Raw genomic sequence first — 25,807 nt, 5'->3', positions numbered from 1 at the left:
CGTGAGTACTGTTGATATTACTGACCTGAATTATAACGGAATACTGAAAGACATTAATTTATCATTTTCCGGCAAAAGAGTGATCGGTATTGTCGGGCCTAACGGCTCCGGTAAAACAACCTTATTACGGCATATTTACCGGGATATCAAAACACGGGGCACCGTTTTTTTTGATAATACGGATGTGGCTCAGTTCTCCGTCAAATCACTCGCCCGCAATATCTCGGTACTGACACAGTTTAATGACCAGGTGGAAGGCAAACTGACCATTGAGGAAATCGTGGTGATGGGACGAATGCCGTATAAAAAACACTACGTGGATTACAGCGACCGGGATTTTGTGATTGCAGACAACTACATGGCATTGTTTGGTCTGCAAAAAATGAAAAATAAAGAGTATCACGCGCTGTCCGGTGGTGAGAAACAGCGGGTGATGCTGGCGAAATGTTTTTCCCAGGAAACCGATATTATGATCCTGGATGAACCGACCAACCACCTGGATATCCGCTATAAAGTGGAAGTAATGAAAGCGCTGGCCGCATCAGAATCCACGGTGATTATGACCATTCACGATATTAATTTATCCGCAAAATACTGTCAGCATCTGATTCTGATGAATGACGGGAAAATTTATGCACAGGGCACACCGGCGGAAGTATTAACCCGGGAGTGTCTGTTTGATGTATTTGGTGTGGAATTTACGGTATTACCGGTCGAAGACCGTGTCGCCATATTTTTATAATCCGGATGAGGGAATGATGAAAAAATTATTATTGAGTACTCTGGTTATCTCCGCATTATTTTCCGTGACAGCCACTGCGGAAAATAAAACAGAACAGGCTTACGTCCCGGTTGAATTCAGCGCAAAGCTGGATGGCAACGAATATCACTTTAAACCGGAAACATCCCCGCAGCGTATTGTTTCTCTCAGTCAGATTACCACCGAAATGCTGCTGGCGCTGGATTTGGGGGACCGTATGGTCGGTACCGCTTTTCTGGAAGAGCCGATTTATCCGCCGGTTAAAGCGGCGTATGACAAAATTCCTGTACTGGCAGAAAAATGGCCGTCTTATGAAGTCTTTATGTCCGTCAAACCCGATTTCGCCACCGGCTGGGCAAACTCATTCTCGAAACTGGCACTGGAAGCCAATAAAATTGTGCCGGAAGGGGTTGCCGTTTATGTGCCGGAATCCATGACATCACCGAAAGCAGATGTGAATACCTATTTTAACGATATGCTGAAATTTGGTGAGATCTTCGGTGTGCAAGAGACGGCTGAAAAATACGTGGCGGCAGAAAAAGAAAAACTAAATACCGTTATCAGCCAGATTCAGGCGTATCCGGAAAAAACCGCCTTTATTTTTGATTCTCAGGACGGCAAACCCTATACCTTCTTTGATGGTTATACCTCAGAGATGCTGAAACTGATTTCCGTTAAGAATATTTTTGCCGGTAAAAATACCGGAAAAACCTGGGCAGTCGGCAACTGGGAAGATGTGATTATGTCTGATCCGGAAGTGATCATTATTCCTGTTTATAAAGGTTTCCGTAATGATGATGATTATGATCAGAAAGTCGCGTTTATTGAAGCCATGCCGGAAATGCAGGGCGTAAAAGCGGTGAAAAACAGAAATTATATTAAAGTCAATCTGTCTGAACTGGTGCCCGGACCACGTTCAATTGATATTTTGCCGGTACTGGCAAAGGAAATTCACGAAAAACCGTAATGTTTACTGAGTTCCGCACCGGGTTTCCGGTGCGGACAGTTAAATAATCAGAACAGATAAATCAGGGTGTAAAAAAATACCAGCGTCAGGACCACAGTCAGCAGGGTATTTTTAATCAGCCGTGCAGCGATAATACAGAACAGCGTACCCCATAAATACGGATTATCACTGATATCACGGAACTGCTGTTCCTCTAATAATACAATCGGCGCGCAAATAGCCACCAGCAGACAGGGGGCGGAATAGGTCAGTGCCTGCTGAATAAAGACCGGCAGCCGCAGCGGTAATCCCGGGATCAGAAAAATAAAGCGCAGTGAAAACAGCATCAGTGTCAGTGCGAGTATCAATCCCCAGCTCATTTTACATCCCCCCATTTACGTCCCAGAAGAACCGCCAGCAGCATAGCGCTGACCCCGGCAATCACCGCGCTGCCCTGAATTCCGGCGCGGGTCAGTATAATCGTGACCATAAAGGAGAACAGGGCCCCGGCGAGCGCACTTTTTGATTTGATCAGCGGCACAACAATCGCCAGCAATGTCGCCACCACCGAAAAGTCGAGCCGGAGCTGGCTCAGGTCGCTGATGCTGTGTGCCAGCACAATGCCGAGAATACTGACCAGCACCCAGACCAGATAAAAACTCAGTCCGGCACCGAACAGATACGCAAAACTCAGGCGCTGCCGCCCGGCGACACTGACAGCAAACAGTTCATCCGTCAGCAGAAAGCCGATACCAGCCCGTTGCAGCGGGGAAAAAAGGCGCACATGCGGGCGCAGCGTCAGCCCGTACAGCAGATGTTGTGAGGTGATAAAAAAGACTGAGACGATAATGGTGATCACCCCGGCGCCGCTGTTAAGCAGGCCGAGTGTCACCAGCTGGGCGGCACCGGCAAAGACCATGGCGGACATCGCGACACTTTGTGCAAAGGTCAGGCCGCTATCCACCGCCATCGATCCGGCAAGGATCGCCCACGGCACCACGGCCAGGTTGAGCGGGGTCATATGCAGTGCGCCGGTGAGGAAATCTTTCAGCGGAGAGGCGGGTAAATCTGTGGTGGTTGTCATTGTTATCATCCGTACAGCGTAAAACAGTCCGGATACTCTGCCATGACACGATAACAGGAAGATTGTACAAAATTGTTCAGCGGGATCAGCGGCGCTGCATAAATTTGCCCGGTGAGACCCCCATTGCCCGTTTAAAATGGCGGGTAAAGTGGCTTTGGTCGGTAAATCCGCACTGTAAAGAGACATCCGCCGGGCGTCCGCCGTTTTGCAACAGCTGACGCGCTTTGCGCAGACGCGCCTGAATCAGCCAGGCGTGGGGCGGCATGCCGTAACGCAGACGGAACTGGCGCAGAAAATACCACGGGCTGAGATTCGCCATTGCAGCCAGTTCATCCAGGGAGTAATCGGTTTCCGGATGGCTGTTCATCATCTCAGCAATATGCTGCAGGCGCTGACCGGCCGGGGTGATCTCCGCCGGGCGAAAGCCTTTTTTATTGTGGCGGGTGATAAGCCAGGCCAGCGTTGAGAGCAACAGGGAACCTTTCAGCAGCCGGTTATCCGGCTTCAGCAATACATCAAACAACAGGCGTAACTGCGCGGCAAGGCCGGGATCATGCACCACTGCGTGAGAAAACCAGGGGACAAAGCCCTGATCGGCAGATTTGAGATCCTGCATCAGCGTGTTCAGCATCTCTGGTGTCGGATAAATCGCGCGGTAGGCCCAGCCGGTTTCCAGAGCCGAGGAACCGGTGTGGATTTCATCGGAATTCACCAGGATGATATCGCCGGTCGGGGCATAATGATTACTGCCGGTACGGAAAAACTGCTGAACACCTTCGTCAATCACACCAATACAAAAGCCTTCGTGCGTATGGCGGCTGAATTTTTGCTGATAATAACGCGCAGAGATCATCCCGAGACCATAAAAATCGTCCAGATGAAAATAGTCCGCCTGTTCGCGGGCGTGTTCGTCACTCTGCATGGTGTGTCCTGCTCTGTCTTTACGGTAACCGGTTATTATCACACTGCGTTACATTCTGTCTTGTACAAAATTGCGCAGCCGTACGATATCAGCCGATCAGTTTCCGTGCCGCCAGGTCTTTCACAATCAGTGCCGCGACCAGAGAACAGCGGGGCAGATCACGGCTGTCCAGCCAGTCCAGTTCAGCAATTTCCGCTGCCGGTTGCAGTACGCCGGTAAATTCCGCCTGATAACAGCGGATACGCACCTGTGTGCCATCCTGTTTGCCGTCCGCCTGGCCGGTGAATTCCCCGTAAAACGTAATGGTGTCCGGTTCCAGGGTTACCGTCAGTTCCTCATCAATTTCGCGGCACAGTGCCTGTTCGTCAGTTTCACCGGCTTCACGTTTGCCGCCCGGCGCGTAGAACAGGGTTTTGTTATGGGAGCGTACCATCGCCACTTTGCCGTCTTTCAGGGTAATTAACGCCAGTTTATCGATCATTTTTGCGCTCATCGCAGTTCCTTTATCACCGGGGTGAATGTGTGCTTTGCAGCCATTATGACACTGTGTGTTCCGGTCAGTGTCAACTTTTTTGCTACTGACAGTTTCCGTGACTGATCTTCCGTGCGGACCGCAGATTTGGCAGGATAAGCACCGGATATATCCGCACTTTTAATTCACATTATTTATATCAGGGACAAATATCGTGTCTCCTGCGGGTATCTCTATGCAAAATAACGTTATGCTGATTTTACTTTCTCTGTCACTGGCGGTGTTTGGTGTCATTACCACTGAAGTGGCGGTAATAGGTTTGCTGCCGCAACTGACGGAACAGTTGCAGATCACGGCACCTCAGGTCGGGTTTCTGGTCAGTATCTATGCTGTGGTGGTCGCCATTACCGGGCCTGCCATCACGCATCAGTATGATGTGATTCTATTTTTCCGTATTTTACCTGCACTGACGCACGCTGTATTTTTTGCCATTGCCCTGGTGGTGGCAGCCAATGTGGTACCGCCTGCACGATCCGCCCATGCGATTGCCATTGTTTTTTCCGGAGTGGCTGTCGGGATGGTACCGGGAATGCCTCTCAGTGCCTTTATTGCGGAAATTTTTACACTCAGTGCCGCATTCTGGTTCGGTGCGCTGACCAGTGTGGTTGCTTTTACGGGGATCGCGCTGTTTGTGCCGTCATTACCGGTGACACAGGTACTGAGAGTGCGTGAACAGCTGGCGATTCTGCAACGCGGTGATGTGTGGCTGAGTATTGCGGCAGTGACACTGATTTTTTTCGCAATGTTTGCAGGATTCAGCTATATTGCCGATTATCTCGTCACTATCACCGGTTTTTCCAACAATATGACCAGTGCGCTGTTGGTGGTATTCGGCATCAGTGGTTATTTCGGCAACTTTATTTTCAGCCGGTACTTGCAGCGCAATGTCATTAAAACCACGTCACTGTATCCGCTGCTGTTTATCCTGATTTATCTGGCAGTCTGGCTTTGTGGTGCTTCGTCGTGGCTGATGGTGCCGGTGGTGGTGCTCTGGGGAATACTGCATACGTCCGGGCTGATTGTCAGTCAGACCTGGCTGCTGCGTGAGGCCGGAAATACACCGGAGTTTGCCAACAGCCTGTATATCGGTTTTTCCAATCTCGGGATCACCCTGGGGGCAATGGCAGGCGGACGAATGATCCGCAGTTTTGGTGTTGAAACCATTATCTGGGCGGGAATTGCCTTTGCGGCGGCAGCTTTTATCTCAGTGCGGCTGAAAGTCCGGCAACAGGCGGCGGCAATGGCGGTAATCCCGGAAAAAGAATCCGTTTTCTGCATGAGCGATTGGTCACAATGATGGTTAATGATTTCATCATAATCGTTTTCTGTGATAAAAATCATCAGCTCTGCTCTGTTACCACATAAAAAGGATAATAACGTTGAATACCCGCACTTATCAGTTTTACCAGGTTGATGTTTTTTCTGATGTACCGCTGCTCGGCAATGCGCTGGCGGTGGTGATTGATGCGGATGATATGACGGATGAAGAGATGCATCGCTTTGCCCGCTGGACAAATCTCAGCGAAACCACATTCCTGCTCAAACCGCAGGATCCGCAGGCTGATTACCGTGTCCGGATTTTCACCCCGGACGGTGAGCTGCCGTTTGCCGGACACCCGACGCTGGGTAGCTGCCATGTCTGGAAGCAGCATACCGGTTTCAGTGAAACGCGGGATATCATTCAGGAATGCGCCGCCGGGCTTATCACGCTGCGTCAGTCTGAACAGGGAACTGCTTTTGCCGCACCGCCGATGATTAACGGACGGGATCTGACAGAAGACGAGTGTAATACGGTTGCATCGGCATACGGCATCCCCCGCAGTGCTGTTTTACAGGCAAAATTTATTGATAACGGCCCGGCATGGACAGGAGTTGAAGTGGATTCCGTTGCCCGCCTGCTGGCAATTACACCGGATTATGGCCTGATCAGCCAGTCAGGGAATAAGGCATTGTATAAAATCGGCGTGTGTGCCCGGTATCCCGCAGGCAGTGATGCCGCACTTGCGGTAAGGGCATTTATTAACCGCAGAGGGGCGGAAGACCCGGTAACCGGCAGCCTGAATGCAGCGCTGGCACAATGGCTTATCAGCAACGGCACATTACCGCCGCACTATCTGGCGCGGCAGGGAGAAAGTGTGAAGCGTGACGGCTGGCTGAGTGTCCGGCAGGATGCAGACGGGATTTGGGTCGGCGGTGCTGTGACAGACTGTATCCGGGGTCAGGTTTCACTGCGCTGAGAAATACCCGCCGGCGGATATCATTCCGCCGGTGATGTCAGTGCAGACTGCAATACCATCTGACCGGCACGAACCATCGCTGCCAGTTGCTCCGCACTTTCACCGGCCCGGGCGCGCAGGGAAATACTGTGCAGAAACGCGGTCAGTGTTTTCGCCAGCAGCGGGGCGGAATCGGGATCGCGCAGCGCGGTTTTCTCTTCATTCAGACAATCCAGCACCATTATCTCCTGTGCCGCAATGACTTCCTGAAGACGTTTACGGATAGCAGGGTCGTACACTTCCGCAGCGGCTGTCGATAACACCATACATCCTGCAGGGCCGTGCTCTCCGGTATAAAGGGTGACTGTTGCCTGTAACCAGCGGGTCAGGCGGGCGGCCAGCGGCTCACCGGGCGTCTTTGGTGCCAGTGCTGCGGAATAATGCGCCTGAGCTATTTCACCGAACCTATCCATTGCCAGCTGATAAAGCCGTTCTTTATTACCGAAAGCGGCGTACAGGCTGGGTTTTCTCATGTCCGTTTCTGCGGCCAGTTCATCGAGAGACGTTGCGGTATACCCTTTGCGCCAGAACTGAGCCATGATTTTATCCAGTGCGGCGGCACTGTCATAATTCCGGGGTCTGCCTTTTTGTGCCATTTGATTACCGATCAGTATAAAAACAATTTACATCATTGTACCTCATACATTATTTTACCGGTTAGTAAATAAATGTTGTCACGGAGTATTTTGATGTCTGATCATGATTATGCAGTTGAAACGATTTACGGGCTGAGCACGCCTTCCATTCAGGCGCTGATCGCTGCCGGACGCGCATCACAGCCCGCATTGCTGAAAGTCGGGATTTTTGTCTGTCCGGGCTATATGCCGATGGATATCAACGGCGCGCAGTCCGTTTTTACGATTGCCGGGGCGGAAATCTATTTTATCTGGAAACGCCGGGAGCTGGTGGAAGGCTATATCGGCTGGCCGACGATGCCGACAATGACCTTTGATGAGTGTCCGGATGATCTGGATGTGCTGGTGACCGGCATGGTGCCGCCGGAAGTGATTGAAGACCCTGAGGTGATCCGCTTTTTCGCGCAGGCAGGGCAAAAAGCAAAATATGTGATTGGCACCTGCTACGGTTCGCTGATGCTGGGCACCGCCGGATTACTGAAAGGCAGAAGGGCAACCAGTAACAGCAATGTGGTGCCGATGCTGCCTGATGTCGGGGCTGTTGCCGTCGGTGGCAGTGATGTGGTGATCGACGATACTATCTACACCTCGGGTCCGGCCACCGGTTCGTTTGATGCCTCATTACTGGTGCTGAAAGCTCTGCGGGGTGAAAAGCTGGCTGCGCTGGTTGAACTGGCGATTGAATACGACCCGCGCCCGCCGTTCCGTACCGGTTCACCGCAACTTGCGGGGCCGGAAATGACTGCTGTTTCACAAAGCATGACCGCACCGCTGAACCGGCAATATCACGAAGCAGCGAAGCGCGGCTATGCCTGTTATCAGCAGATGATTCAGGGCTGACAAACCGGATAATACGCTGTCAAATCCGGGGTTTTGTTTTTGATCCAGTCAGTAATAAGAGACAATGCTCCCGGATAATAGGCTTCCCTTCCGGCGTACAGAAACTGCCACTGGCGCAGTACCGGCCAGTCGCTGCTGAGCTGATAATTAAAGGCGGGTGCCTGTAATAAACCGTGCCCGGCCTGCGGCAAGACAATAACATTTGCCTTTGGATTATCTTTCAAAAGTGAATGATAACGGCAGGCATTCTGCCGGGCATCGACATTCAGATCCTCCGCGCCCCATACCGCCAGCACACGACCGTTCATCTGTAGGATCGCCGGGGTGGCATCACTAAGGTAATTTTTTACCACAAACTCAAAACGGTCAGGTGTCATATCACCCCGTTGTGCCGGGTCTTTTGAACCATCCGCACCAAATATCCGGTCATTCCCGGCCTGTTCTGCGGTCAGCAGTTGAGTGATCTCCGCCTGAGATTTACCCTGCTGTGCGTAGCGCAGCCCCTGATAAAATTGTCCCTGACCCCGCCAGTTCACGGCACCGCCGATAATCACGGAAAAATCAGGCTGTGATTGTGCTGCCGCCACCGGGATCACCCATCCGGCCTGGGAAAAACCGAGAAAACCAACCTGTACAGAGGTGTTCTGATAGCGGGACTGTATCAGTGTCAGTGCGGCCATGGCTTCCGCTGCGCGATCATCCATTGACTGATGCAGCCAGTTTCCCTGACTGCTGCCGGTGCCGGCTTTATCCCAGGAAAATACTGCAATACCAGCATCCAGCAGAGTATTAAACAGCGGGTTATATCCGTTGTCCGAATATCTGTCCTGCGGGCCGTCACCATGAATAATCACGGCAACCGCCGCCGGGTGTCCGCTGCCGGGCAGCAGCAGGGTACCGGAAAGGGTATTTCCCTGTGAGGTGAAGGTCAGTTCTTTTGCTACTGCATTGTCGAAATCAAAATCATCAAGATGGCTGGTAAAAAACAGCACCAGTCCGGCAGCCAGCAACAGCAGAACGAGCCCGGCAAGTGTCCGGCGGAGATAACGCGCTATCATGTTGTTATTCTTCCTCATCCCAGTGGTCCGTGATCGCGGCAGGGAATGCAGGGCGGAGAAAGGCGGCAGCGGCGGCACGGGCCAGGGCTTCAGTATCACATTCTTCGCGGTTGGATAACGCGACGATAGTGGTGTCTGATTCTGTCAGGCGAATAAAGTAAGTGCTGGTACCCATCCAGCCTCCGGCATGTTCCAGACTCAGTTCACCGAAATGATGAAGGGTATGTAACCCCGCGGCATAAGGCTCATAATCCGTAACGGGCGTGCCGCTTTCTGTCAGCGGGGAAAGGGTTTCTGCCATCTGTTGTATCAGCGAAGTACCACCGGCACAGGCGGTGCGATAGTTTTCGCCCCATTTCATCAGGTCAGCGGCACTGGAGTGCACCGCGCCGTCACCGGTGTGTGTCCACGGGCTTTCGGAAATACGCCACTGACCGGCAGCTTTGCCGTAACCGGTGGCAGTGGTCTGCGGTGCCGGATATTGCTCAACAATAAAGGTATTATTCATTTCCAGCGGCGCGAAAATCCGTTCGCGGGCAAAATCAGCCAATGACTGTCCGCTGACTCGTTCAATAACCTGTGACAGCAGAAAATAGCCGGTATTACTGTAATCATGGCGGGTACCGGGCGGAAAATTCGCTTCTGTCTGACTGATCAGATCCGCCAGGGTTTCCTGTGGTGTCAGCGGGTCATAAAAACCGGTTTTTCGGGCAAAAGCCAGATCCATATAGTCCTTCAGTCCGCCGGTGTGGTGCAGCAGATGGCGTAATGTCACCGGACGGGCATATTCGCCCAGCTCCGGCAAGACGGACAAAACAGAATCACTGAGCGAAATTTTACCTTCCTGCACCAGTAACAGCAGCGAAAATGCGGTGAATTGCTTGGAAACAGACGCTAAATTAAAAATAGTGTCCGGTGTTACCGGTGAGCGGGTTGCCACATCCGCCATGCCCCGGCAACTGTACCATGTTGCGCCGTTATCGGTATGCACCATGACGATAACACCGGGCTCATCCGGCGAAAAGCCCGCTGTCAGCGCATTCAGTGCTGTTTGCATTGTTGTTTATCTCTTATTTTTACAGGGCAGATTTATTTTAAGACTAAATGTGCTGAAAAATATTGTCGAGAAGATACTGTGATGCGCTGTCAGCGGCTTAAGGTAGTGTTCAGATTAACCGGTACGCTTAAAACACTGGCTGTGTTGCAGAACAAAATCGATAAAACAGCGCAGCCGGGGAGAAAGTGCCTGACTGCGGTAATACACGGCATTAATCGGCAGTTTGTTTTCATAAGTGTATGACGTCAGAACCTGACGAAATTCCCCGTTTTCGCGCATTTCGTGTGTCACAAAATCAGAGATACAGGCAATTCCCGCGCCGGAACGTGCCAGGTTGCAGATAATTTCCCCGCTGCTCGCGGCCAGTGACGGGGTAATTTTCAGTCCCTTTTTATTACCGTCATACAGCGGCCAGGTATTCAGGCTTTCCGGCGCGATAAATCCCAGCAGAGTATGCTGTGCCAAATCTTCCGGCGTTTTCGGTTCGCCATGTTGCTGAAGATAACGCGGACTGGCCAGAATCCGCTGACGGGTGTAGCCCATCAGCGTGGCATGCAGGGAAGAATCCGCAAGCGGACCAAAGCGGAATGCAATATCAGTCTGTTTTTCCAGTAAATTAGTAATGCCTTCATAGTTGGTCAGCTCAAGGCGGATTTGCGGGTAACGTTCATGGAATTGTGTCACCAGCGGTGCTATCACATGGAGCTGAACAGGTGTCGAGGCATCAATACGCAATGTGCCGGAGGGGATCTCTTTGTGGTTCATCAGCACATCTTCTGCTTCCTGTGCCAGTTGCACCACATCACGGGCTTTCTGCAGAAACAATGCACCTTCTTCACTCAGTTTGAGCCGCCGCGTGGTGCGGTACAGCAGGGTACTGTTCATCTTTTCTTCAAGACGCAGCAGAGCGCGGCTGATGGCGGAAACCGTCAACCCGTTCTGTGCGGCGGCGGCTGTGACGGAGCCGCTGTCAACCACGGCGATAAAGGCCCGCATTTCTTCCAGAGTGATTCTCATTGTTGCGTTTTATTCAATTGTTTTTTGCAGATTAACGGCTGTTTCCGCAAAAATCAATGTGGCAGAATCCCCGTCCTGACAACACTGTGACGTTGTTTTTTTATTCTGAGGACATTATGCGAACAAATACTGCTCTGTTATCCCTGTCTGTCGGCGCGTTTGCTATCGGGGCAACGGAATTTTCCCCGATGGGTATGCTGCCGGAAATCGCCGGGTCACTGGCTGTTTCCATTCCCGCCGCCGGGATGCTGGTTGTGGTGTATGCACTGGGTGTGATGCTGGGTGCACCGGTAATGACGTTACTGCTGATCCGGCGTTCGCCTAAAGCGGCACTGATTTTCCTGATGAGTATCTTTACGGCAGGTAATGTGCTGTCGGCGCTGGCACCGGATTATAATACGCTGCTGGTCGCCCGTTTTATCACCAGCCTGAATCACGGCGCGTTTTTCGGCATCGGTGCTATGGTGGCGACGCGGGTGGTAGCCAAAGGCAAAGAAGCCGGGGCGATTGCGGGCATGTTTATGGGGCTGACTATTGCTAATATCGGCGGCGTTCCGGCGATCACCAAACTGTCCCAGATGCTGGGCTGGCGTGAATCCTTCTTTGTGGTCAGTCTTCTCGGCCTGCTGACAATGGCGGCGCTGCTGCGATCACTGCCGCGTAATATGCAGGGACAGGCACTTAATCTGCGCCGTGAATTACAGGTGCTGACCCGTCCGGCGGTATTACTGGCAATGCTGTGTACTGTGCTGGGTGCCAGCGCCATGTTTACGTTTTATACCTATATTGCTCCCGCGCTGACCTTTATCTCTGCCGTTCCGGAAACTCAGATCAGCATTATGCTGGTTCTGGTCGGGCTGGGTTTCACACTGGGGAATTATCTGGGCGGAGTATGGGCAAACCGTTCTGTTTCCCGCACATTGTACGGATTATTTGCATTGCTGGCGCTGACGATGGTTCTGTTTCCGCTTATGGCCCGTGACACTGTCACTGCCGGGATCATGCTGGTTATCTGGGGTGCGGCCAGTTTTGGTATCGTTCCGCCGCTTCAGGTCAAAGTCATGCAGGTAGCCTCTGAAGCACAGGCACTGGCCTCATCAGTTAATATCGGTGCCTTTAATCTCGGTAATGCAGTGGGTGCCGCGCTGGGGGCATCGGTGCTGGCAAATGGTGGTGATTATGCCGGTGTCAGTTATGCCGGGGCGGCGGTAGCGGCCGCCGGATTAGTGGTGCTGCGGATAACCTTACACAGGGCAAAACCGCAGAAGTCTGTTTCAGATGCAAAGCAATGCACGACTATCTGAATGAATTAGCTGGTTAAAACAGTATGGCAGTCCGTGATATAAATCCACGGACTGCTTGTCTTTTATGCGGATTATTGATTAGAGTGGTGGATTCTGTTTACTGATAACCGGTGATTTTGCTATGACAACCTCTTCTGACACAACATTCCGTACTTTGTATCCGGCCATTGAGCCTTATGAGACCGGTTTTCTCGATGTTGGTCATGGTCACCGGATCTATTACGAACGCACCGGTACACCGGGGGCGAAACCGGCGGTTTTCCTGCACGGCGGGCCCGGCGGCGGCATCAGCCCTGAATACCGGCGCTATTTTGATCCGGCCCGTTATGATGTGCTGCTGTTTGACCAGCGCGGTTGCGGGCGTTCAACACCCCATGCTGAAATTGCCCATAACACCACGTGGGATCTGGTGGATGACATTGAGCGTCTGAGAAAGCATACCGGTGTCAGCAAATGGCTGGTATTCGGTGGTTCCTGGGGCTCGAGCCTTGCGCTGGCATACAGTGAAACGCATCCGCAGCAGGTCAGTGAAATCATTCTGCGCGGTGTGTATACCGTGACACAGGCAGAACTGAACTGGTATTACCAATTTGGCGTTTCACAGATGTTCCCGGAAGAGTGGGAAGCCTTTCTGGCACCGGTTCCGGTGCAGGAACGCCACAATATGATTGCTGCCTACCATAAATTGCTGACCGGTGATGATGTTCAGGTTCAGCTGGCGGCGGCCAAAGCCTGGACTCTGTGGGAAGGGAAAACCACCACACTGCTACCGAATGCGGAGCACGTAGGCGAATTTACCGATGACCATTTCGCCATCGCCTTTGCCCGGCTGGAAAATCACTATTTTTATCACCAGTGCTGGCTGAAGGAAGGACAGTTGCTGCGTGATATTCACCGGCTGCATGGTATTCCGGGAATTATTGTCCACGGACGTTATGATATGCCGTGTCCGGCAACCTTTGCGTGGCATCTGCATAAAGCCTGGCCGGGATCTGTGCTGCATCTGATTGAAGGTGCAGGGCATGCGATGTCTGAACCGGGGATCCGGGATCAGTTGCTGCGGGCCACAGACTATTTTGCCGGTCAGGAGCAATGACCTGCAATTTGCAGGGTATTTTGGGGCTGGTGATCACCAGCTCCGTGCTGATTGCCATTCCGGGGCCGAGTATTCTGTTTCTGGTCGGCCAGGCGTTATCTGCCGGGAAGAAAAATGCCCTGAAAGGCGTGGCGGGAAATGCTATCGGCATGTACAGCATTGCGGTATTACTTTCTTTCGGAATTGGCGCAGTACTGATGTCTTCTCCGCAGATCCCGATGCTTATTCGCCTGGTCGGGGCATTTGTCCTGTTACTGATTGGCTGGCAGTATGTCCGGGCATCCCGTATCAGTATGGCGATAGATGTGCCGGCGAATAAAGGCCGTCAGTCGTTTTTTGCCGGTATTATTGTCGGTGCTGCGAACCCGAAATCCGTGATTATGTTCGGTACGATTGTCCCCGGATTTACCGGTGAAATTCCGCCGGAGATGTCCGCAACCACCGTGTTGCTGCTGATGTCGCTGATCCCGATAGCCCTGGGCATTGTTATCGATATTATCTGGGTTTATGCCGCACATGCTGTTAAATCCGCATCATTTTTCCGGGGGAACAGTCTGCGCTGGTTTAATCTGTGCGGCGGTATCCTGATGATCCTTATGGCATTACTGCTGGCGGTGTCATCGGTGATTTAATCCTCACCGGTAACCGGCGTATACACCAGTAACCGGTTGGATTTATCGATATCAAATGTCAGGGACGCATACTCGTAGGTTTCCCGTCTGCCGTTAAATTCAATTTCACGGATACCGTTACAGGGCTGATATATTTCGTGTTTATTCCACAAGGTGTCAAAAGCCGCAGATTCCTGACATAACGTCGTTATCATCCGCTGAATATTGGGGTCATGTTTTGTTCTGGCATAATCCCGGCGGAAACTGGCAAGCAGACGCTGAGCATCGGTTTCCCAGTCTGTAAACCGGGTCTGATAGCGGGGATCGGTAAACAGCAAATAGAGAAAGTTACACATCCCGGGCTGTGCTTCAGAGAAGTGCAGGTAACGATCTGCTTTTTCATTATACGCCAGCACATCCCAATGCAGATTCAGCACATAGCAGAGATAATTATCCGGAAAATCATCCAGCATCCGGGTGATGACCGGCGGCACATGATGTTCAGTATCACCGGACGCTTCCGGAGCCCGCTGATGGGCCAGCAGATACAGGTGCTGGCGTTCTGCCTCATTCAGACGCAGTGTCCGCGCAAGATTGTCCAGAAAGCGGGTGGATACCCCGATTTCACGTCCCTGTTCCAGCCAGGTGTACCAGGTCAGACCCACACCGGCGAGTGCGGCGACTTCCTCACGGCGCAGACCCGGAGTACGGCGGCGCGAAGTATGCGGTAGCCCCACACATTCCGGGGTCAGGCTTTCGCGTTTTGTTCGTAAAAAATCAGCCAGCTCCGGCCGTGTGCGCGGGTTTTCACTCATTATCAGATGCCTTTTGCTATGTTGCCCTGAGTTCCTGTCACTATTAGTAATAGTATAAACGGTTAAATTGTAACAGGATAACGACCTGATTATAGTCTCATTCCTGCTTTTAAAAATGGCAAAATGAGAAAAACATGAATCAGCAACAACGTATCGCACTGTTTGTATTAGTCCTCGCCGGGTTTGTCACTATTTTTGATCTGTTTGTCGTCAATGTGGCGATAGTCAGTATCGAACGCGGCTTACAGGCCAATTTCACTGAACTGACACTGATTATTGCCGGGTATGAACTGGCATTCGGCCTTCTGCTGATCACCGGCGGACGGCTGGGCGATATTTACGGACGCCGCCGGTTATATCAGGCCGGAATGGCCTTTTTTACACTCGCATCACTGTTGTGTGCAGTTGCACCGACAGCCTTATTACTGGTGATTGCCCGTTTTATCCAGGGACTGGCTGCCGCATTGCTGTTCCCGCAGGTGTATGCCGGGATTCGCCTGAATTTTGATGAAACGCAGGCCGGAAAAGCCTTCGGCTGGCTTGGTATGACATTGGGGCTGGCCGCGATTGCCGGTCAGGCACTGGGTGGCTGGCTTATTACCCTGAATCTGTTTGATATGGGCTGGCGGCTGATTTTTCTGGTTAATCTCCCTGTTGGTATTCTGGCGCTGGTATTGTCCCGTCATTTACAAGAGGGGCGCGCTGCGGACGGACTCACCACTGACTGGCCGGGCGTGCTGTTATCCGCCTCAGGTATCACCGCATTTCTGTTACCGTTTCTGATGTTACCGGTTTGGGGCCTGACACTCTTCAGTACCGGATTGCTGCTTACGGGTATGGTTCTGTTGTTCTGTTTTGTCCGTTATCAGCAGCACTTATCACGCACCGGGCAAACGCCGCTGTTTGATATTGCGGTACTGAGTAACCGGCCATTTGTTACCGGCACCGGCGCTGTACTGTGTGTCTATGCCACTTCATCCGCATTTCCGCTGATACTTTCCCTGTTACTGCAAAACGGTATGGGGGCCACACCGCTGGAAGCAGGGCTGATTTTTGTGCCGTCCAGTATTGGTTTTGTTATTGCTTCCTTTATCACACCACGAATGACTATCAGACTGGGCGAGTCGGTGATTTATTACGGTGCATCAGGGTATGCCGTCAGTTATCTGGTATTAATCGCCGGGCTGAATTTTCTGCCGCAAAGCACCACAAATGTGGTACTCAGCCTGCTCCTGTTTTTGGTCGGGTTCACACAGGGCATGATTATGACCCCGATGCTGAATATTGTACTGTCCCGGGTTACACCGGCACAGGCCGGGATGGCATCCGGACTGACGGCCACGTTACAACAGATTGGTGCGGCAACCGGTGCAACCGCAGTATCTGTGATTTTACAGTTTTCACTCCGGCACAGCGAAGATACCGTACTGTTATCTGCTCCTGCTGCGGTTTACAGTGTCAGCCTCGGATTCAATGTGCTGATGGCATTGTGTGCCGCATATCTGATTTATCGCCTGACACACGCCCGGCAACCGGAAATAGTTTCCTGTCTGTAGTGCATCATTACGGATGTATTAAAAAAAGAAAATCCCCCGAATTGTGTATTTTCAGTCAATGTGATACCACGTAATGTACGCATAACAGCGATACAGGGAGTTGATTGATGATTACAATTTCGCACCTTGACCATCTGGTTCTGACGGTGGCTGATATTGAAAAAACCTGTGATTTTTACCGCCGCGTACTGGGATTTTCGGTCATTACATTTCGCGGGGATCGCAAGGCTTTAGTGTTTGGCCACCAGAAAATTAATTTGCATCAGGCAGGAAATGAATTTCTGCCGAATGCGGATAAACCAGTGCCGGGTTCAGCAGATCTCTGCTTTCTCACCGGAACCCCGGTTGAACAGACGCTGGCGCATCTGGCAAAAGAAAAAATTGTTGTGGAAGAGGGGCCGGTGGAACGCACCGGTGCAACCGGCCCGATAATATCGGTCTATTTCCGTGACCCGGATTTAAATCTGATTGAGATTGGCCTGCCGGTCACATCCCGGGCGGTATAATCAGACATCTGAACAGCCTGTTAACTATGAGGAATAACTGATGACAGATAGTAAATTTCTGGCTCAGGCGATAGCACTGGCCCGCCGGAATGTCGAAAAAGGCGGACGCCCGTTTGGTGCCGTTGTGGTCAGAAACGGGGAAATTGTCGGTGAGGGGGTTAATCAGATGCTTGAGTTGCATGATCCGACCGCCCATGCGGAATTGCTGGCTCTGCGCCATGCCGGTAACAACCTCCGGCAGACCCGGCTGGAAGATTGCGTGGTGTATGCCAGCGGACAGCCATGCCCGATGTGCCTGGCAGCGATGCGAATGGCTGGCGTAACCCGTGCGGTATATGCGTATTCCAATGCGGATGCGGAACCTTATGGTTTATCAACAGCATCGATCGCACTGGCTTTACGGGCTGATCCGCATGAACAACCCGGTTTTTCTTTTACGCAGCAAAAACCGGAAGGTGAGCCGTCACTGTATGATTTCTGGCGGCAAAAACAGAACTGATTATTGTTGCCACTGATGCTGCCGGGTTTCCGGCAGCCGGTATTCCTGATATCATGACCGCCGGTATCCTCTGCCGGTTTTGTATTTTTTACCTTCTGTATTCTCCGCTCTGTTTTACATTCCTCTTATTTATCCTCTGAACATACTGCGTTTTATCAGCGGTACATCCTCCATCTGCCTGTTATTTTGCCTGTTTTATCTTTCCCTGATGAGTGAATTCAATCCATAACCCGTTTATTTTCATTTCGTTATACAGGATTTTTATGATTTCACTTTATACATTGCCGGTACTGGCATTCACGGTATTTTTTGCCGGTATTACTGAATTTATGGTTTCACCGATGCTCACGCCGCTGGCGGCTGCATTTGATGTAACACCCGCGCAAGCCTCATGGCTGATTGCGGTGTATACCTTATCGTATGCACTCGCCGCGCCGGTGCTGGGACGGCTGTCAGACCGTATCGGCCGTTACCGGATGTTGCGTGCCGCATTATTACTGTTTGTGGCGGATGGTATCGCACTGGCACTGGCACCGAGTTTCAGTGTTGCTGTGGGCTTGCGTATTTTGGGCGGACTGGCGTCTGCCGTGCTGATCCCGTCAGTATTTGCGCTGATCGCGGAACAATTTCCGCATAACAGACAGGCTTCCGCGATGGGATTGGTGATGACAGGCATGACCGCCGGTATAATTTCCGGCCCGGTGATTGCCGGATGGCTTACGGTTCGCTGCGGCTGGTATGCGCCTTTTCTGCTGACCGCTGCCGGAAGCCTGATCATGTGGATTATCTGCTGCTTTGTGTTTCACGGTATCAGCAGCGTTTCCGCTCAACCGGCAACCCCGTTAACCGGAAAATGCTATTCACCGGCATTATCGGGGTTGATCGCAGCAAAAGGTCTGTGGAACGGTAGCGCAGTGGTTATGTTTGTTCTTAGCGGGGAATTGCTGCGTTACAGGTTCGGGCTGAATACCGGAACGATAGGGCTTATCAGTGCAATATTTGGCGGCGGATTATTGACCGGGAATATCTTGTTGCCGCTGTTCCGGCGTTTAAGCGGTACAGATACCCGGTTGCTGCTCATCAGCCTGATAGTGATGAGTGTGATGATTGCCGGTTTTATCAGCGGAACAGGCGGGCTTCCGGGGATGATGTTGTGGATGCTATTGCAGGGATGCGCCCTGGGGATTGCCGCTCCCGTCAGTACAGCCATCATTGCTGAGCATGCCGGAACACGAAAAGGAGAGGTGCTGGCATTGTCAGAAAGTATGAATAATCTGAGTGTCTTTATTTTATTGCCGGTGGCAGCGGCACAGCAGGATAGTCAGATGTTATTACCCGCAGTGACTGCGTTATTGTGTTGCGCAACCGTATTGACAGGTGCATTCTCAGCCCGGATATGGCGCTGATCTGTAAAATTACCCCGGACGATGACAAAGTCAAAAACCGGCGTGATCCGGACATCCCGTCACCGGTTTCCGGTGACGGGATTGTATCTCTTTATACTTTCACAAACTCAACATGCTGTAACAACCCGCCGCCGGACAGTGAACGGTCCTCATGGAATGTCAGCACAATATCGCCTTCCTCCAGGTGCAGTTGTGTTTCCCGGTAAATCACCGGGCCATAGTTTGAGCCGGATTTATAAGGGGTCAGCACCGTTTTGGTTAAATCTGTCAGATGGGAATCGGTGATAATTTTTCCGGCCTGTTCTATCCGTAATTGTGTTTCATAATCAAAACTGAGGGAGTTGGTCATATAGGCATAATACAGGCGGAGATGATACTGACCGGCACTTCTGACCGGCAGAGTAACCGGGTCTCCGCCTCTGTCATAACAGCGGGGTTCCGTGGCGGATAAATAATTATAACTGCCGTCCGCGGAAGAATTACCGGCGGTCAGGAACAGATTGCCGAGATAAACCGTATGGTTTTCAGCATTAACCGGGTTGGCGGCAATATCAGTACGTTCAAGGCAAACCCTGGTGGATTTTTGCTGCGCGCCGTAAGTCAGATGATCCTGAATATTGGTGTACCCGGATGTCCAGTAAATAACAGAGCGTTTGGCCTGGCTTTCCGGATCATAAAAATCATCATTTTCGGTGTAATTGTTGATCTCTGCGGTCAGCACATCCTTAAACATAATATCCGCCTGTTCCGTCAGGGCTTTGCTGTATTTTTCCAGCATATCAGAGGCGTATCCCCAGCTCTTACCGAATACCAGGGTATCGCGCAGTGTAAAGAAATAGAGCAGGCAGGACAGGGCACACACGCCACACAGCCGGACAATACCTCTGCTTTTTGCGGTATTGATACTGAGAATACATAACCGGCGCATATCCGCGACAGCAATCTCATTGCGTACCACAATCAGCTGGCGTGCCTCTTCTGTCGGTGAATTCTGCCAGGAATTGATAGCATCCTGCAGACTTTCGGCATCTTTGCGGACTGCCTGATATTCTGATTCCAACCATTCAGAGGTATTTTTCATCAGTGTTTCCTGAATAATACCAATGACATCCACCTCTTTTGGCTCTGTCATTTTTTTATAGACCAGTTTCAGCACCATGCTGAGAATGGTGGTGGCAATTCCCTGCGGTGAAGTGGCTGGTACAGAGAAAGATGCAGGCGGGATCATATTCAGTGCCTGCAACGTCAGCATATGCAGTTGTGGCTGGGTACTTTCTGCGGCAAGGTGAAAGGCAGAAGTCTGAGTCATAATGTTTCTCCGGCAGATAATAAACAGATAAGGGGAAATCAGTTTATGGCTGCTTATCTGCCGGTAACAGACTAATTTTTATCAGATTTATGAGAAACGCTATTACAGTGGTTTTTCCGTAACCTGCGGATGATATTCACTGTCCGGATAAGCATTCAGCTCTGTTTCTGAATCCCGGGAAGCAAAAAAATGATAGCGGTAAGCGGAATATCCGGTGTTACTGCCCGTAGTGTGAGTGTTGTTGACATAAATAGTTACCTGCTGGTTTTACGCTTTTAAAACAGCCTGCCGGATAAATTACACCGGAACCTGACGGGTTTATAAAATATTATCCGTCAAATCAATAGAGTGACACTACTTTCCCGGAAAATTAGGAATTTTCCTTATCGTGATAAATGACTGTAGCACCTTGATATTATTATGATTTTACAATTCAACATAAAATGACACGATAGTATTTCATGCCCTGGTATGCTAAAACACGGTGTGCTGAAAATCAGAAAAGCAGTTTAATTGATTTTTTTTAAAAGGAAATTTTCAGATGATGTTTATCGACAGGGTTATTCACCTGGTGCTCAGTGGTATTATTATCGTAGGTGTGTATCAGTTTTATTTCTTTACGCAGCGTCATATGGTCAGGCCGGTTAAAACATTTAACTCTGCACTGGATGAAAAAATTCCTTTCTGGCCCTGGTGGTCCTGGATTTACAGCTTTCTTTATTATCCGGCGATTCTCTATCTGAACTGGATTATTCAGGATTCACGTCAGTTTATCATCATCGTATTCAGCTATGTTATCCTGTTACTGATGCAGATGTTTTTCTTTGTGGTGTATCCGGTTGCCACGCCGCCGCACTGGCGTGAAATGAATACCGGGAAGAAAGCGTCCGAAAAATTCCTGCTGTTTGTGCAGAAATTCGACGATACATCCAACTGTTTCCCGAGCATGCACGTCTCTGTTGCCACATTAACCGCGCTGCTGGCTTATGCCACACTCGGACCATGGGTATTCATGTTCCCGCTGTTAATCGCCTTATCCTGCATGTTCACCAAACAGCATTATATTATTGATTTACCGGCAGGTGCGGTACTCGGCTGGCTGGCTTATCAATGTTATGCAGTATTAATATAATACCCTCATGACTTAATTGCCGCATTCAGTGCGGCATTTTTTTGTCCGGATTCCGGTCAGATGACAGGGCATTTATTGATTCCGTTCAACAAAAAACCTGCAAAATGCAGGTTTTCCGGTATACCTTACTATTCATTTTTCCGGCGGAATATCAATGCGCCATACGCGCAAATCCGTCAGCCAGGTCACGCTTCAGGTCATCAACATCTTCCAGTCCGATTTGCAGGCGAAGTGTCCGTCCGCCCGGATTCCACTGTGTGACAGTGCGGTATTCCGCGCAATCAAACGGCGTGATCAGGCTTTCAAAACCACCCCAGGAATACCCCATGCCGAAGATGGAAAGGCCGTCCAGCAATCTGCCGACATCATCCTGTGTAAATTTCGGATCCAGCACCACTGAGAACAGGCCGGAAGAGCCGGTGAAATCACGTTTCCAGATCTCGTGTCCAGGGCAATCCTCAAAGGCCGGATGCAGTACGCGGATCACTTCCGGACGCGATTTCAGCCAGTGTGCAATATCCAGCGCCCGTGACTGTGCCTCTTTCAGGCGGATTGACAGGGTACGCAGTCCGCGCAGTGCCAGGAAGCAATCTTCCGCCCCCGGCAGCATTGCCATCAGATCATAGGTTTCCCGCAGTTTCGGCCACCATTCCGCGTTGGCGGAGACAATTCCCATCAGCAGATCGGAATGACCGCCCAGATATTTGGTACCGGCCTCAAGGGAGAGGTCGCAGCCCATATCATGCGCCCGGAAAAACAGCGGGGTTGCCCAGGTATTATCAATAATCGTCGCGATATTGTATTTTTTCGCCACCGCCGTGATGGCCGGCACATCCTGAACCTCAAAGCTCTGAGATCCCGGAGACTCCAGGAAAATCGTGCTGGTATTGCTTTTTATCAGAGACTCAATATCACCGCCGATCATCGGGTCGTAATAGGTGATGGTGATCCCCATTTTTTCCAGCAGACCACGGCAGAAATTGCGGGTCGGACGATAAACGCTGTCCGGCATCAGCAGGTTATCGCCGCTTTTCAGTGTGGTCAGCAGCGCCAGTACAATGGCGCCCAGTCCGGACGGCGACAGCACGGTTCCTTCGGCACCCGCCAGGGCGCTCCAGGATTGCTCGAGATTTTTAATGGTCGGCGTGCCCGCGGTACCGTAGTTAAATTCAGCCCGGTTATTAAGCAGGGCATCCATGGTCGGGAAAACCACCGTAGATCCCCGGTAAACCGGAGCATTAACAAAGCCGGACTGTGACGCCGGGTCACGTCCCAGCTGCGTTATCTGTGTATCAATATGAAAATCTGAAACGGTTTTTTTAGTCATAACATCCTCACGCGTAATACGTCATTATTCATTTACAGCGTTATTCGAAAAACTTAAAGAACGGAGAGAGACACAACAGCACGCCGAAGAAGATAATAAACCAGACTGTTGCACCTTTGAATTTGTGTAAGACCGGCACGCGGTAAACCAGATAGCACGGGATCAGGCAGGAAACCACGCCGAATAACGGCCCGCCGAGTTGCATAAAGAACAGAATCGAGAAGCGGGTGGAGACCCAGAACCACAGGGACAGAATCACGCCGATACATACACCGTAATGCAGCACGGTCTGATTAATACGCTCCTGCGGCATAAAACGGGTCAGAATATTCACCACGATACCTTTGATTGCTTCCTGGAAACCCAGATAAATGCCGAGAAACGCGGTCAGAATGGCGAAAATATTCAGCATTGCGGTCATCACTTTAACAACCGCTCCCGGAATTACCTGCGCGGCAATCGCCAGTGCCGAGATATTCTGCTCAAACGCGGAGACGGCCTGGTCGTGGCTTATCGAGAACGTAAATGAGAAGGCAAAGAACAGGACAGCAACGGCCAGGATAATATACGCCACCCGGTTTGCCCGTACTGCGCGGTAAGTTGCGACACGCTTGTCTTTTTCCACTCTGCGGTAGGCAATGTTCATCGGGCTTAAAATCTGCACGAACAAAATAGAGAACAGGGTAAACGGCAGTGTCAGGAACACATCCCGCAGGAACGGCAGGAAGTCCGGGAATGCGCTGATATTGGCAAAGTTCCAGTAAGGCACCATCACAATCCCGAGTAATACGATAATCCCGAATTTCACAATCACCATCGGACCGGAGACCTTAAATAACAGGCGCTCCCCCTGTGCGGCGATAGCCACCAGAACTGTCAGGATAATCAGCCCGTACCACACCGAATCGGATAACAATCCTTCCGTTAAACCGAATGTTTTGATGTAGGAGGCACTGTCGAAGGTCACGGCGAGTGAATAGGAAAACATACCGTGCAGCAGCATCAGGAAGTAGGCGATACCAAGGGCAACCCCCCAGTTTTTCCCCAGATACTGCGTGATAACGCTGGCATAATCTTCACATTCTTCCGATTCCGATAATGTCCGCAGATATAAATTCTGCAGCCAGTAAATCGCCGGATATGACAATAATGTGGCGGCAATAAATACCCAGATGCCTTTAATACCGATCTGAACCGGCATAAAAACAATCCCTGAACCGATCGCCATCCCGATACATAATACAACCCATCCGGCATCATATTTGGTAAAGGGTATCTTTTTTAAATCACTATTTGCATTTGCACCTGTCTGAATGCTGTCTTGCATAGTCAATTCCTCAACGTTATAGATTTAATTATTTAAAAAGTCAGGAACAACGTGAATATATTTATGTTGTATGGATACAGTGTTATAAAACCATTGTTATAGTAAGGGGTAACACGCAGGCTGAACAGGGCACGACTATGCTAATAAATAAAAACACTTTTGCGTTTAAAGCAAAAATTGACAGCTACGCGATTTTTCGCCATCTGGAGCTGTTTATCAAAATTGTGGAGTGCAACAGTTTCAGCGGTGCGGCACGAAAACTCAATGTCACACCGTCATCTGTCAGCCGTGGCTTACAGCAACTGGAAGAGCAACTCGGTGTGGTCCTGCTGAAACGAACCACCCGCAATTTTATCCTGACCGAAGCCGGACGTTATTTATTGCAGAGGGCGCAACAGTTACTGACTGACCTCGATGATTCATTAGTGAATACGGCGAGTTTTTATCAGCACGCTCAGGGGCAGTTAAAAATAACCTGTTCAATTGCCTTCGGTGTCTGCCATTTAATGCGGCTTTACAGCGAATACCGGGAAATAAATCCGCAGGTCAGCTTATCAGTAGATCTGAATGATGCATTAATTAATTTAAATGAAACCGACTTTGATATTGCACTGCGTATTACCAGTCACCCGCCGGAAAATTTCGCATTACGGAAACTGTGCAATATAAATTGGATCTATTGCGGCAGTCGTCATTATTTTGAACAAAACGGGGTCCCGCAGTCACCGGCAGATATTGCCAGGCACAATTGTTTAATTAATCCGAATATTCCGGACACCTGGCGGATGAATGATAAAGACGGTGTAGCCTATCCGCTGGCGATCAACAATATGATTGAGGTCAACAGCAGTCTGGGATTACTGGAGGCGGCGCGCTGTCACCAGGGAATTGTCTGTCTGCCGACCTATATGCTGGGAAATTATATTAATAACGGCGAATTACTGCCGGTATTACTGGATTACAATCCGAAAACCACGCCGTTCGCGCTCTATGCACTTTACAGCCCGGCGCACACCCATGCCCCGAAAATCCGCACCTTTATTGATTTTCTGGCGGATAAGCTGCCGCTTGATCCGCCGTGGGACAGCTGGATGCATCAGGACAGAGCAGAGAGTTCCCCGGCATAAACATAATAGGTTTCAGTCACGTCATGGCCGCCCCAGTCATAAGCTTGTGCGGCGATACGCTGTAATCCTTTGTGTTCATAAAAACCGAAATCGGAATCACTGTCTGTCCAGAGGAAATAACGGGCGGATTGTTTTTCCCGCAGATACCCCATAGCCAGCTGCCAGAGCCGGTTACCGATACCTTGTCCGCGGAAGCGGGCATCTATCATAAATAAATTCAGTGAGGCATCGAAATTCCCGTCACAGGAAGCCAGCAGATTCCCGTTGATAATCAGCGTATTCAGATACATATCAAACAGGGTTTCTTCCTGCGGATCACGGGTGATAATATTTTTCAGGGCAGAATACTGACGGGTTTTGGCGCGGACTTTCTCCTGCAGGTCGGCAGACGCTGTGACAGCCATAATACCGGCGATGGTATCGCCATCCCGTACCACAAAAATCCGTGATGAGGTCAGAATGACATCATCCAGCAAAAATTCCGCCATCGGCAGAACTTTCTCTTTCGGGATCCAGCTGCGGTAATCCCAGGTAGTGATAATTAATTCATTAATTTGTGCGATATCTGCATCAGATATTGTGTGTAATTCGCTGTAACTCAGTGCCTGAGTGTCACTCATGCAACCCGCCTTGTCTGTGGATTATCTGCGGCATATTATATCGTC

Annotated in this window: 27 protein-coding genes; 14 read left to right on the top strand and 13 right to left on the bottom strand. The window is 50.7% G+C overall.

Annotation, left to right across the window (positions count from 1 at the left end):
- Position 1: 1 nt before the first annotated feature.
- Positions 2-742 carry an ABC transporter ATP-binding protein gene (locus AB7038_RS00335; protein WP_214191575.1) on the top strand — a complete coding sequence of 247 codons (741 nt, stop codon included), beginning with the start codon at positions 2-4 and terminating at the stop codon, positions 740-742.
- Between the two features lie 13 nt (positions 743-755).
- Positions 756-1,727 (top strand): ABC transporter substrate-binding protein, encoded by a 972-nt coding sequence (locus tag AB7038_RS00330; protein ID WP_354621086.1) that lies wholly within the window; start codon positions 756-758, stop codon positions 1,725-1,727.
- A 47-nt stretch (positions 1,728-1,774) separates the two neighbouring features.
- On the opposite strand, the gene AB7038_RS00325 is transcribed toward AB7038_RS00330, so the two are convergent.
- The 4 genes from AB7038_RS00325 to AB7038_RS00310 all read right to left on the bottom strand — a co-directional run bounded on the left by AB7038_RS00325 (position 1,775) and on the right by AB7038_RS00310 (position 4,205).
- Complete coding sequence (locus AB7038_RS00325; RefSeq protein ID WP_024473104.1) at positions 1,775-2,086, bottom strand: AzlD domain-containing protein; 312 nt, start codon at positions 2,084-2,086, stop codon at positions 1,775-1,777.
- Entirely contained in the window at positions 2,083-2,790 is a 708-nt protein-coding gene (locus AB7038_RS00320; RefSeq protein ID WP_369452570.1) for an AzlC family ABC transporter permease, read from the bottom strand. The genes AB7038_RS00325 and AB7038_RS00320 overlap by 4 nt, the downstream gene beginning before the upstream one ends.
- An 85-nt stretch (positions 2,791-2,875) precedes the next feature.
- Entirely contained in the window at positions 2,876-3,712 is an 837-nt protein-coding gene (locus tag AB7038_RS00315; RefSeq protein WP_368888321.1) for an AraC family transcriptional regulator, read from the bottom strand.
- Between the two features lie 88 nt (positions 3,713-3,800).
- Positions 3,801-4,205 (bottom strand): NUDIX hydrolase, encoded by a 405-nt coding sequence (locus AB7038_RS00310; RefSeq protein ID WP_072868080.1) that lies wholly within the window; start codon positions 4,203-4,205, stop codon positions 3,801-3,803.
- A 214-nt stretch (positions 4,206-4,419) separates the two neighbouring features.
- On the opposite strand from AB7038_RS00310, the gene AB7038_RS00305 reads away from it, so the two are divergent.
- Together AB7038_RS00305 and AB7038_RS00300 are read left to right on the top strand one after the other, a co-directional pair.
- A complete protein-coding gene (locus AB7038_RS00305) occupies positions 4,420-5,541 on the top strand; it encodes an MFS transporter (RefSeq protein WP_369452569.1) in 1,122 nt (373 codons plus the stop codon).
- Positions 5,542-5,623: 82 nt separating this feature from the next.
- Positions 5,624-6,481, top strand: a complete 858-nt coding sequence (locus AB7038_RS00300) for a PhzF family phenazine biosynthesis protein (RefSeq protein WP_369452568.1) — start codon at positions 5,624-5,626, stop codon at positions 6,479-6,481.
- A 20-nt stretch (positions 6,482-6,501) separates the two neighbouring features.
- Here AB7038_RS00300 and AB7038_RS00295 read toward each other — a convergent pair whose 3' ends face one another.
- Positions 6,502-7,116, bottom strand: a complete 615-nt coding sequence (locus AB7038_RS00295) for a TetR/AcrR family transcriptional regulator (protein WP_368888325.1) — start codon at positions 7,114-7,116, stop codon at positions 6,502-6,504.
- A 93-nt stretch (positions 7,117-7,209) separates the two neighbouring features.
- Between AB7038_RS00295 and AB7038_RS00290 the strand changes: the two genes are divergently transcribed.
- Positions 7,210-7,995, top strand: coding sequence for a DJ-1/PfpI family protein (locus AB7038_RS00290; protein ID WP_368888326.1), 786 nt, complete (start codon positions 7,210-7,212; stop codon positions 7,993-7,995).
- On the opposite strand, the gene AB7038_RS00285 is transcribed toward AB7038_RS00290, so the two are convergent.
- From AB7038_RS00285 to AB7038_RS00275, 3 genes are all read right to left on the bottom strand, one after another.
- Positions 7,986-9,071 carry an alpha/beta hydrolase family protein gene (locus AB7038_RS00285; protein ID WP_369452567.1) on the bottom strand — a complete coding sequence of 362 codons (1,086 nt, stop codon included), beginning with the start codon at positions 9,069-9,071 and terminating at the stop codon, positions 7,986-7,988. The genes AB7038_RS00290 and AB7038_RS00285 overlap by 10 nt on opposite strands.
- Positions 9,058-10,110: a serine hydrolase domain-containing protein gene (locus AB7038_RS00280; protein WP_369452566.1), complete on the bottom strand. Its 1,053-nt coding sequence runs from the start codon at positions 10,108-10,110 to the stop codon at positions 9,058-9,060. Before AB7038_RS00280 ends, AB7038_RS00285 begins: the two co-directional genes overlap by 14 nt.
- Before the next feature lie 114 nt (positions 10,111-10,224).
- Positions 10,225-11,127 (bottom strand): LysR substrate-binding domain-containing protein, encoded by a 903-nt coding sequence (locus tag AB7038_RS00275; RefSeq protein WP_369452565.1) that lies wholly within the window; start codon positions 11,125-11,127, stop codon positions 10,225-10,227.
- Positions 11,128-11,243: 116 nt separating this feature from the next.
- Between AB7038_RS00275 and AB7038_RS00270 the strand changes: the two genes are divergently transcribed.
- The 3 genes from AB7038_RS00270 (at position 11,244) to AB7038_RS00260 (ending at position 14,159) form a co-directional block, all read left to right on the top strand.
- Positions 11,244-12,431, top strand: coding sequence for an MFS transporter (locus AB7038_RS00270; RefSeq protein WP_369452564.1), 1,188 nt, complete (start codon positions 11,244-11,246; stop codon positions 12,429-12,431).
- 121 nt (positions 12,432-12,552) lie between these two features.
- Positions 12,553-13,527 carry a prolyl aminopeptidase gene (gene pip / locus AB7038_RS00265; RefSeq protein WP_368888330.1) on the top strand — a complete coding sequence of 325 codons (975 nt, stop codon included), beginning with the start codon at positions 12,553-12,555 and terminating at the stop codon, positions 13,525-13,527.
- A complete protein-coding gene (locus tag AB7038_RS00260; RefSeq protein WP_369452563.1) occupies positions 13,524-14,159 on the top strand; it encodes a LysE family translocator in 636 nt (211 codons plus the stop codon). Before pip ends, AB7038_RS00260 begins: the two co-directional genes overlap by 4 nt.
- On the opposite strand, the gene AB7038_RS00255 is transcribed toward AB7038_RS00260, so the two are convergent.
- Positions 14,156-14,953, bottom strand: coding sequence for a helix-turn-helix transcriptional regulator (locus AB7038_RS00255; protein ID WP_368888332.1), 798 nt, complete (start codon positions 14,951-14,953; stop codon positions 14,156-14,158). The two genes, AB7038_RS00260 and AB7038_RS00255, sit on opposite strands and share 4 nt — an antisense overlap.
- A 134-nt stretch (positions 14,954-15,087) precedes the next feature.
- On the opposite strand from AB7038_RS00255, the gene AB7038_RS00250 reads away from it, so the two are divergent.
- From AB7038_RS00250 to AB7038_RS00235, 4 genes are all read left to right on the top strand, one after another.
- Positions 15,088-16,509 carry an MFS transporter gene (locus AB7038_RS00250; RefSeq protein WP_368888333.1) on the top strand — a complete coding sequence of 474 codons (1,422 nt, stop codon included), beginning with the start codon at positions 15,088-15,090 and terminating at the stop codon, positions 16,507-16,509.
- Between the two features lie 107 nt (positions 16,510-16,616).
- On the top strand, positions 16,617-17,015 hold the full coding sequence (locus AB7038_RS00245; protein WP_439958074.1) for a VOC family protein: 399 nt from the start codon (positions 16,617-16,619) through the stop codon (positions 17,013-17,015).
- Positions 17,016-17,055: 40 nt separating this feature from the next.
- A complete protein-coding gene (locus AB7038_RS00240; RefSeq protein ID WP_368888334.1) occupies positions 17,056-17,514 on the top strand; it encodes a nucleoside deaminase in 459 nt (152 codons plus the stop codon).
- A gap of 263 nt (positions 17,515-17,777) precedes the next feature.
- Positions 17,778-18,920: an MFS transporter gene (locus AB7038_RS00235; protein ID WP_368888335.1), complete on the top strand. Its 1,143-nt coding sequence runs from the start codon at positions 17,778-17,780 to the stop codon at positions 18,918-18,920.
- A gap of 91 nt (positions 18,921-19,011) precedes the next feature.
- Here the strand turns inward: AB7038_RS00235 and AB7038_RS00230 are convergent, their stop codons facing one another.
- Positions 19,012-20,229, bottom strand: a complete 1,218-nt coding sequence (locus tag AB7038_RS00230) for a hypothetical protein (protein WP_369452562.1) — start codon at positions 20,227-20,229, stop codon at positions 19,012-19,014.
- A 541-nt stretch (positions 20,230-20,770) separates the two neighbouring features.
- Here AB7038_RS00230 and AB7038_RS00225 point away from each other — a divergent pair.
- The gene (locus tag AB7038_RS00225) at positions 20,771-21,361 is read left to right on the top strand and encodes a phosphatase PAP2 family protein (protein ID WP_349418015.1); all 591 of its coding nucleotides are present in this window, start codon (positions 20,771-20,773) and stop codon (positions 21,359-21,361) included.
- Positions 21,362-21,512: 151 nt separating this feature from the next.
- Here AB7038_RS00225 and metC read toward each other — a convergent pair whose 3' ends face one another.
- Positions 21,513-22,688 (bottom strand): cystathionine beta-lyase, encoded by a 1,176-nt coding sequence (metC, locus tag AB7038_RS00220; RefSeq protein ID WP_004237615.1) that lies wholly within the window; start codon positions 22,686-22,688, stop codon positions 21,513-21,515.
- 40 nt (positions 22,689-22,728) lie between these two features.
- The gene (locus AB7038_RS00215) at positions 22,729-24,015 is read right to left on the bottom strand and encodes an amino acid permease (RefSeq protein ID WP_368888337.1); all 1,287 of its coding nucleotides are present in this window, start codon (positions 24,013-24,015) and stop codon (positions 22,729-22,731) included.
- Positions 24,016-24,152: 137 nt separating this feature from the next.
- On the opposite strand from AB7038_RS00215, the gene AB7038_RS00210 reads away from it, so the two are divergent.
- Positions 24,153-25,142 (top strand): LysR family transcriptional regulator, encoded by a 990-nt coding sequence (locus tag AB7038_RS00210; protein ID WP_369452561.1) that lies wholly within the window; start codon positions 24,153-24,155, stop codon positions 25,140-25,142.
- On the opposite strand, the gene AB7038_RS00205 is transcribed toward AB7038_RS00210, so the two are convergent.
- Positions 25,112-25,762 carry a GNAT family N-acetyltransferase gene (locus AB7038_RS00205; RefSeq protein ID WP_369452560.1) on the bottom strand — a complete coding sequence of 217 codons (651 nt, stop codon included), beginning with the start codon at positions 25,760-25,762 and terminating at the stop codon, positions 25,112-25,114. The two genes, AB7038_RS00210 and AB7038_RS00205, sit on opposite strands and share 31 nt — an antisense overlap.
- Positions 25,763-25,807: the final 45 nt, after the last annotated feature.

Source organism: Morganella morganii (genome assembly GCF_041099235.1).
GTDB lineage: Bacteria > Pseudomonadota > Gammaproteobacteria > Enterobacterales > Enterobacteriaceae > Morganella > Morganella morganii_E.
Note: the sequence above shows the minus strand (reverse complement) of the source record. Positions and strands in the feature narration are given on the sequence as shown.

Bases quoted from the DNA above. Each gene is read 5' to 3' on its own strand.
- AB7038_RS00330 (WP_354621086.1), top strand. From the start codon at position 756: ATGATGAAAAAATTATTATTGAGTACTCTGGTTATCTCCGCATTATTT.
- AB7038_RS00325 (WP_024473104.1), bottom strand. From the start codon at position 2,086: ATGAGCTGGGGATTGATACTCGCACTGACACTGATGCTGTTTTCACTG.
- AB7038_RS00320 (WP_369452570.1), bottom strand. From the start codon at position 2,790: ATGACAACCACCACAGATTTACCCGCCTCTCCGCTGAAAGATTTCCTC.
- AB7038_RS00315 (WP_368888321.1), bottom strand. From the start codon at position 3,712: ATGCAGAGTGACGAACACGCCCGCGAACAGGCGGACTATTTTCATCTG.
- AB7038_RS00310 (WP_072868080.1), bottom strand. From the start codon at position 4,205: ATGAGCGCAAAAATGATCGATAAACTGGCGTTAATTACCCTGAAAGAC.
- AB7038_RS00305 (WP_369452569.1), top strand. From the start codon at position 4,420: ATGCAAAATAACGTTATGCTGATTTTACTTTCTCTGTCACTGGCGGTG.
- AB7038_RS00295 (WP_368888325.1), bottom strand. From the start codon at position 7,116: ATGGCACAAAAAGGCAGACCCCGGAATTATGACAGTGCCGCCGCACTG.
- AB7038_RS00290 (WP_368888326.1), top strand. From the start codon at position 7,210: ATGTCTGATCATGATTATGCAGTTGAAACGATTTACGGGCTGAGCACG.
- AB7038_RS00285 (WP_369452567.1), bottom strand. From the start codon at position 9,071: ATGAGGAAGAATAACAACATGATAGCGCGTTATCTCCGCCGGACACTT.
- AB7038_RS00280 (WP_369452566.1), bottom strand. From the start codon at position 10,110: ATGCAAACAGCACTGAATGCGCTGACAGCGGGCTTTTCGCCGGATGAG.
- AB7038_RS00275 (WP_369452565.1), bottom strand. From the start codon at position 11,127: ATGAGAATCACTCTGGAAGAAATGCGGGCCTTTATCGCCGTGGTTGAC.
- AB7038_RS00270 (WP_369452564.1), top strand. From the start codon at position 11,244: ATGCGAACAAATACTGCTCTGTTATCCCTGTCTGTCGGCGCGTTTGCT.
- pip (WP_368888330.1), top strand. From the start codon at position 12,553: ATGACAACCTCTTCTGACACAACATTCCGTACTTTGTATCCGGCCATT.
- AB7038_RS00260 (WP_369452563.1), top strand. From the start codon at position 13,524: ATGACCTGCAATTTGCAGGGTATTTTGGGGCTGGTGATCACCAGCTCC.
- AB7038_RS00255 (WP_368888332.1), bottom strand. From the start codon at position 14,953: ATGAGTGAAAACCCGCGCACACGGCCGGAGCTGGCTGATTTTTTACGA.
- AB7038_RS00250 (WP_368888333.1), top strand. From the start codon at position 15,088: ATGAATCAGCAACAACGTATCGCACTGTTTGTATTAGTCCTCGCCGGG.
- AB7038_RS00245 (WP_439958074.1), top strand. From the start codon at position 16,617: ATGATTACAATTTCGCACCTTGACCATCTGGTTCTGACGGTGGCTGAT.
- AB7038_RS00240 (WP_368888334.1), top strand. From the start codon at position 17,056: ATGACAGATAGTAAATTTCTGGCTCAGGCGATAGCACTGGCCCGCCGG.
- AB7038_RS00235 (WP_368888335.1), top strand. From the start codon at position 17,778: ATGATTTCACTTTATACATTGCCGGTACTGGCATTCACGGTATTTTTT.
- AB7038_RS00230 (WP_369452562.1), bottom strand. From the start codon at position 20,229: ATGACTCAGACTTCTGCCTTTCACCTTGCCGCAGAAAGTACCCAGCCA.
- AB7038_RS00225 (WP_349418015.1), top strand. From the start codon at position 20,771: ATGATGTTTATCGACAGGGTTATTCACCTGGTGCTCAGTGGTATTATT.
- metC (WP_004237615.1), bottom strand. From the start codon at position 22,688: ATGACTAAAAAAACCGTTTCAGATTTTCATATTGATACACAGATAACG.
- AB7038_RS00215 (WP_368888337.1), bottom strand. From the start codon at position 24,015: ATGCAAGACAGCATTCAGACAGGTGCAAATGCAAATAGTGATTTAAAA.
- AB7038_RS00210 (WP_369452561.1), top strand. From the start codon at position 24,153: ATGCTAATAAATAAAAACACTTTTGCGTTTAAAGCAAAAATTGACAGC.
- AB7038_RS00205 (WP_369452560.1), bottom strand. From the start codon at position 25,762: ATGAGTGACACTCAGGCACTGAGTTACAGCGAATTACACACAATATCT.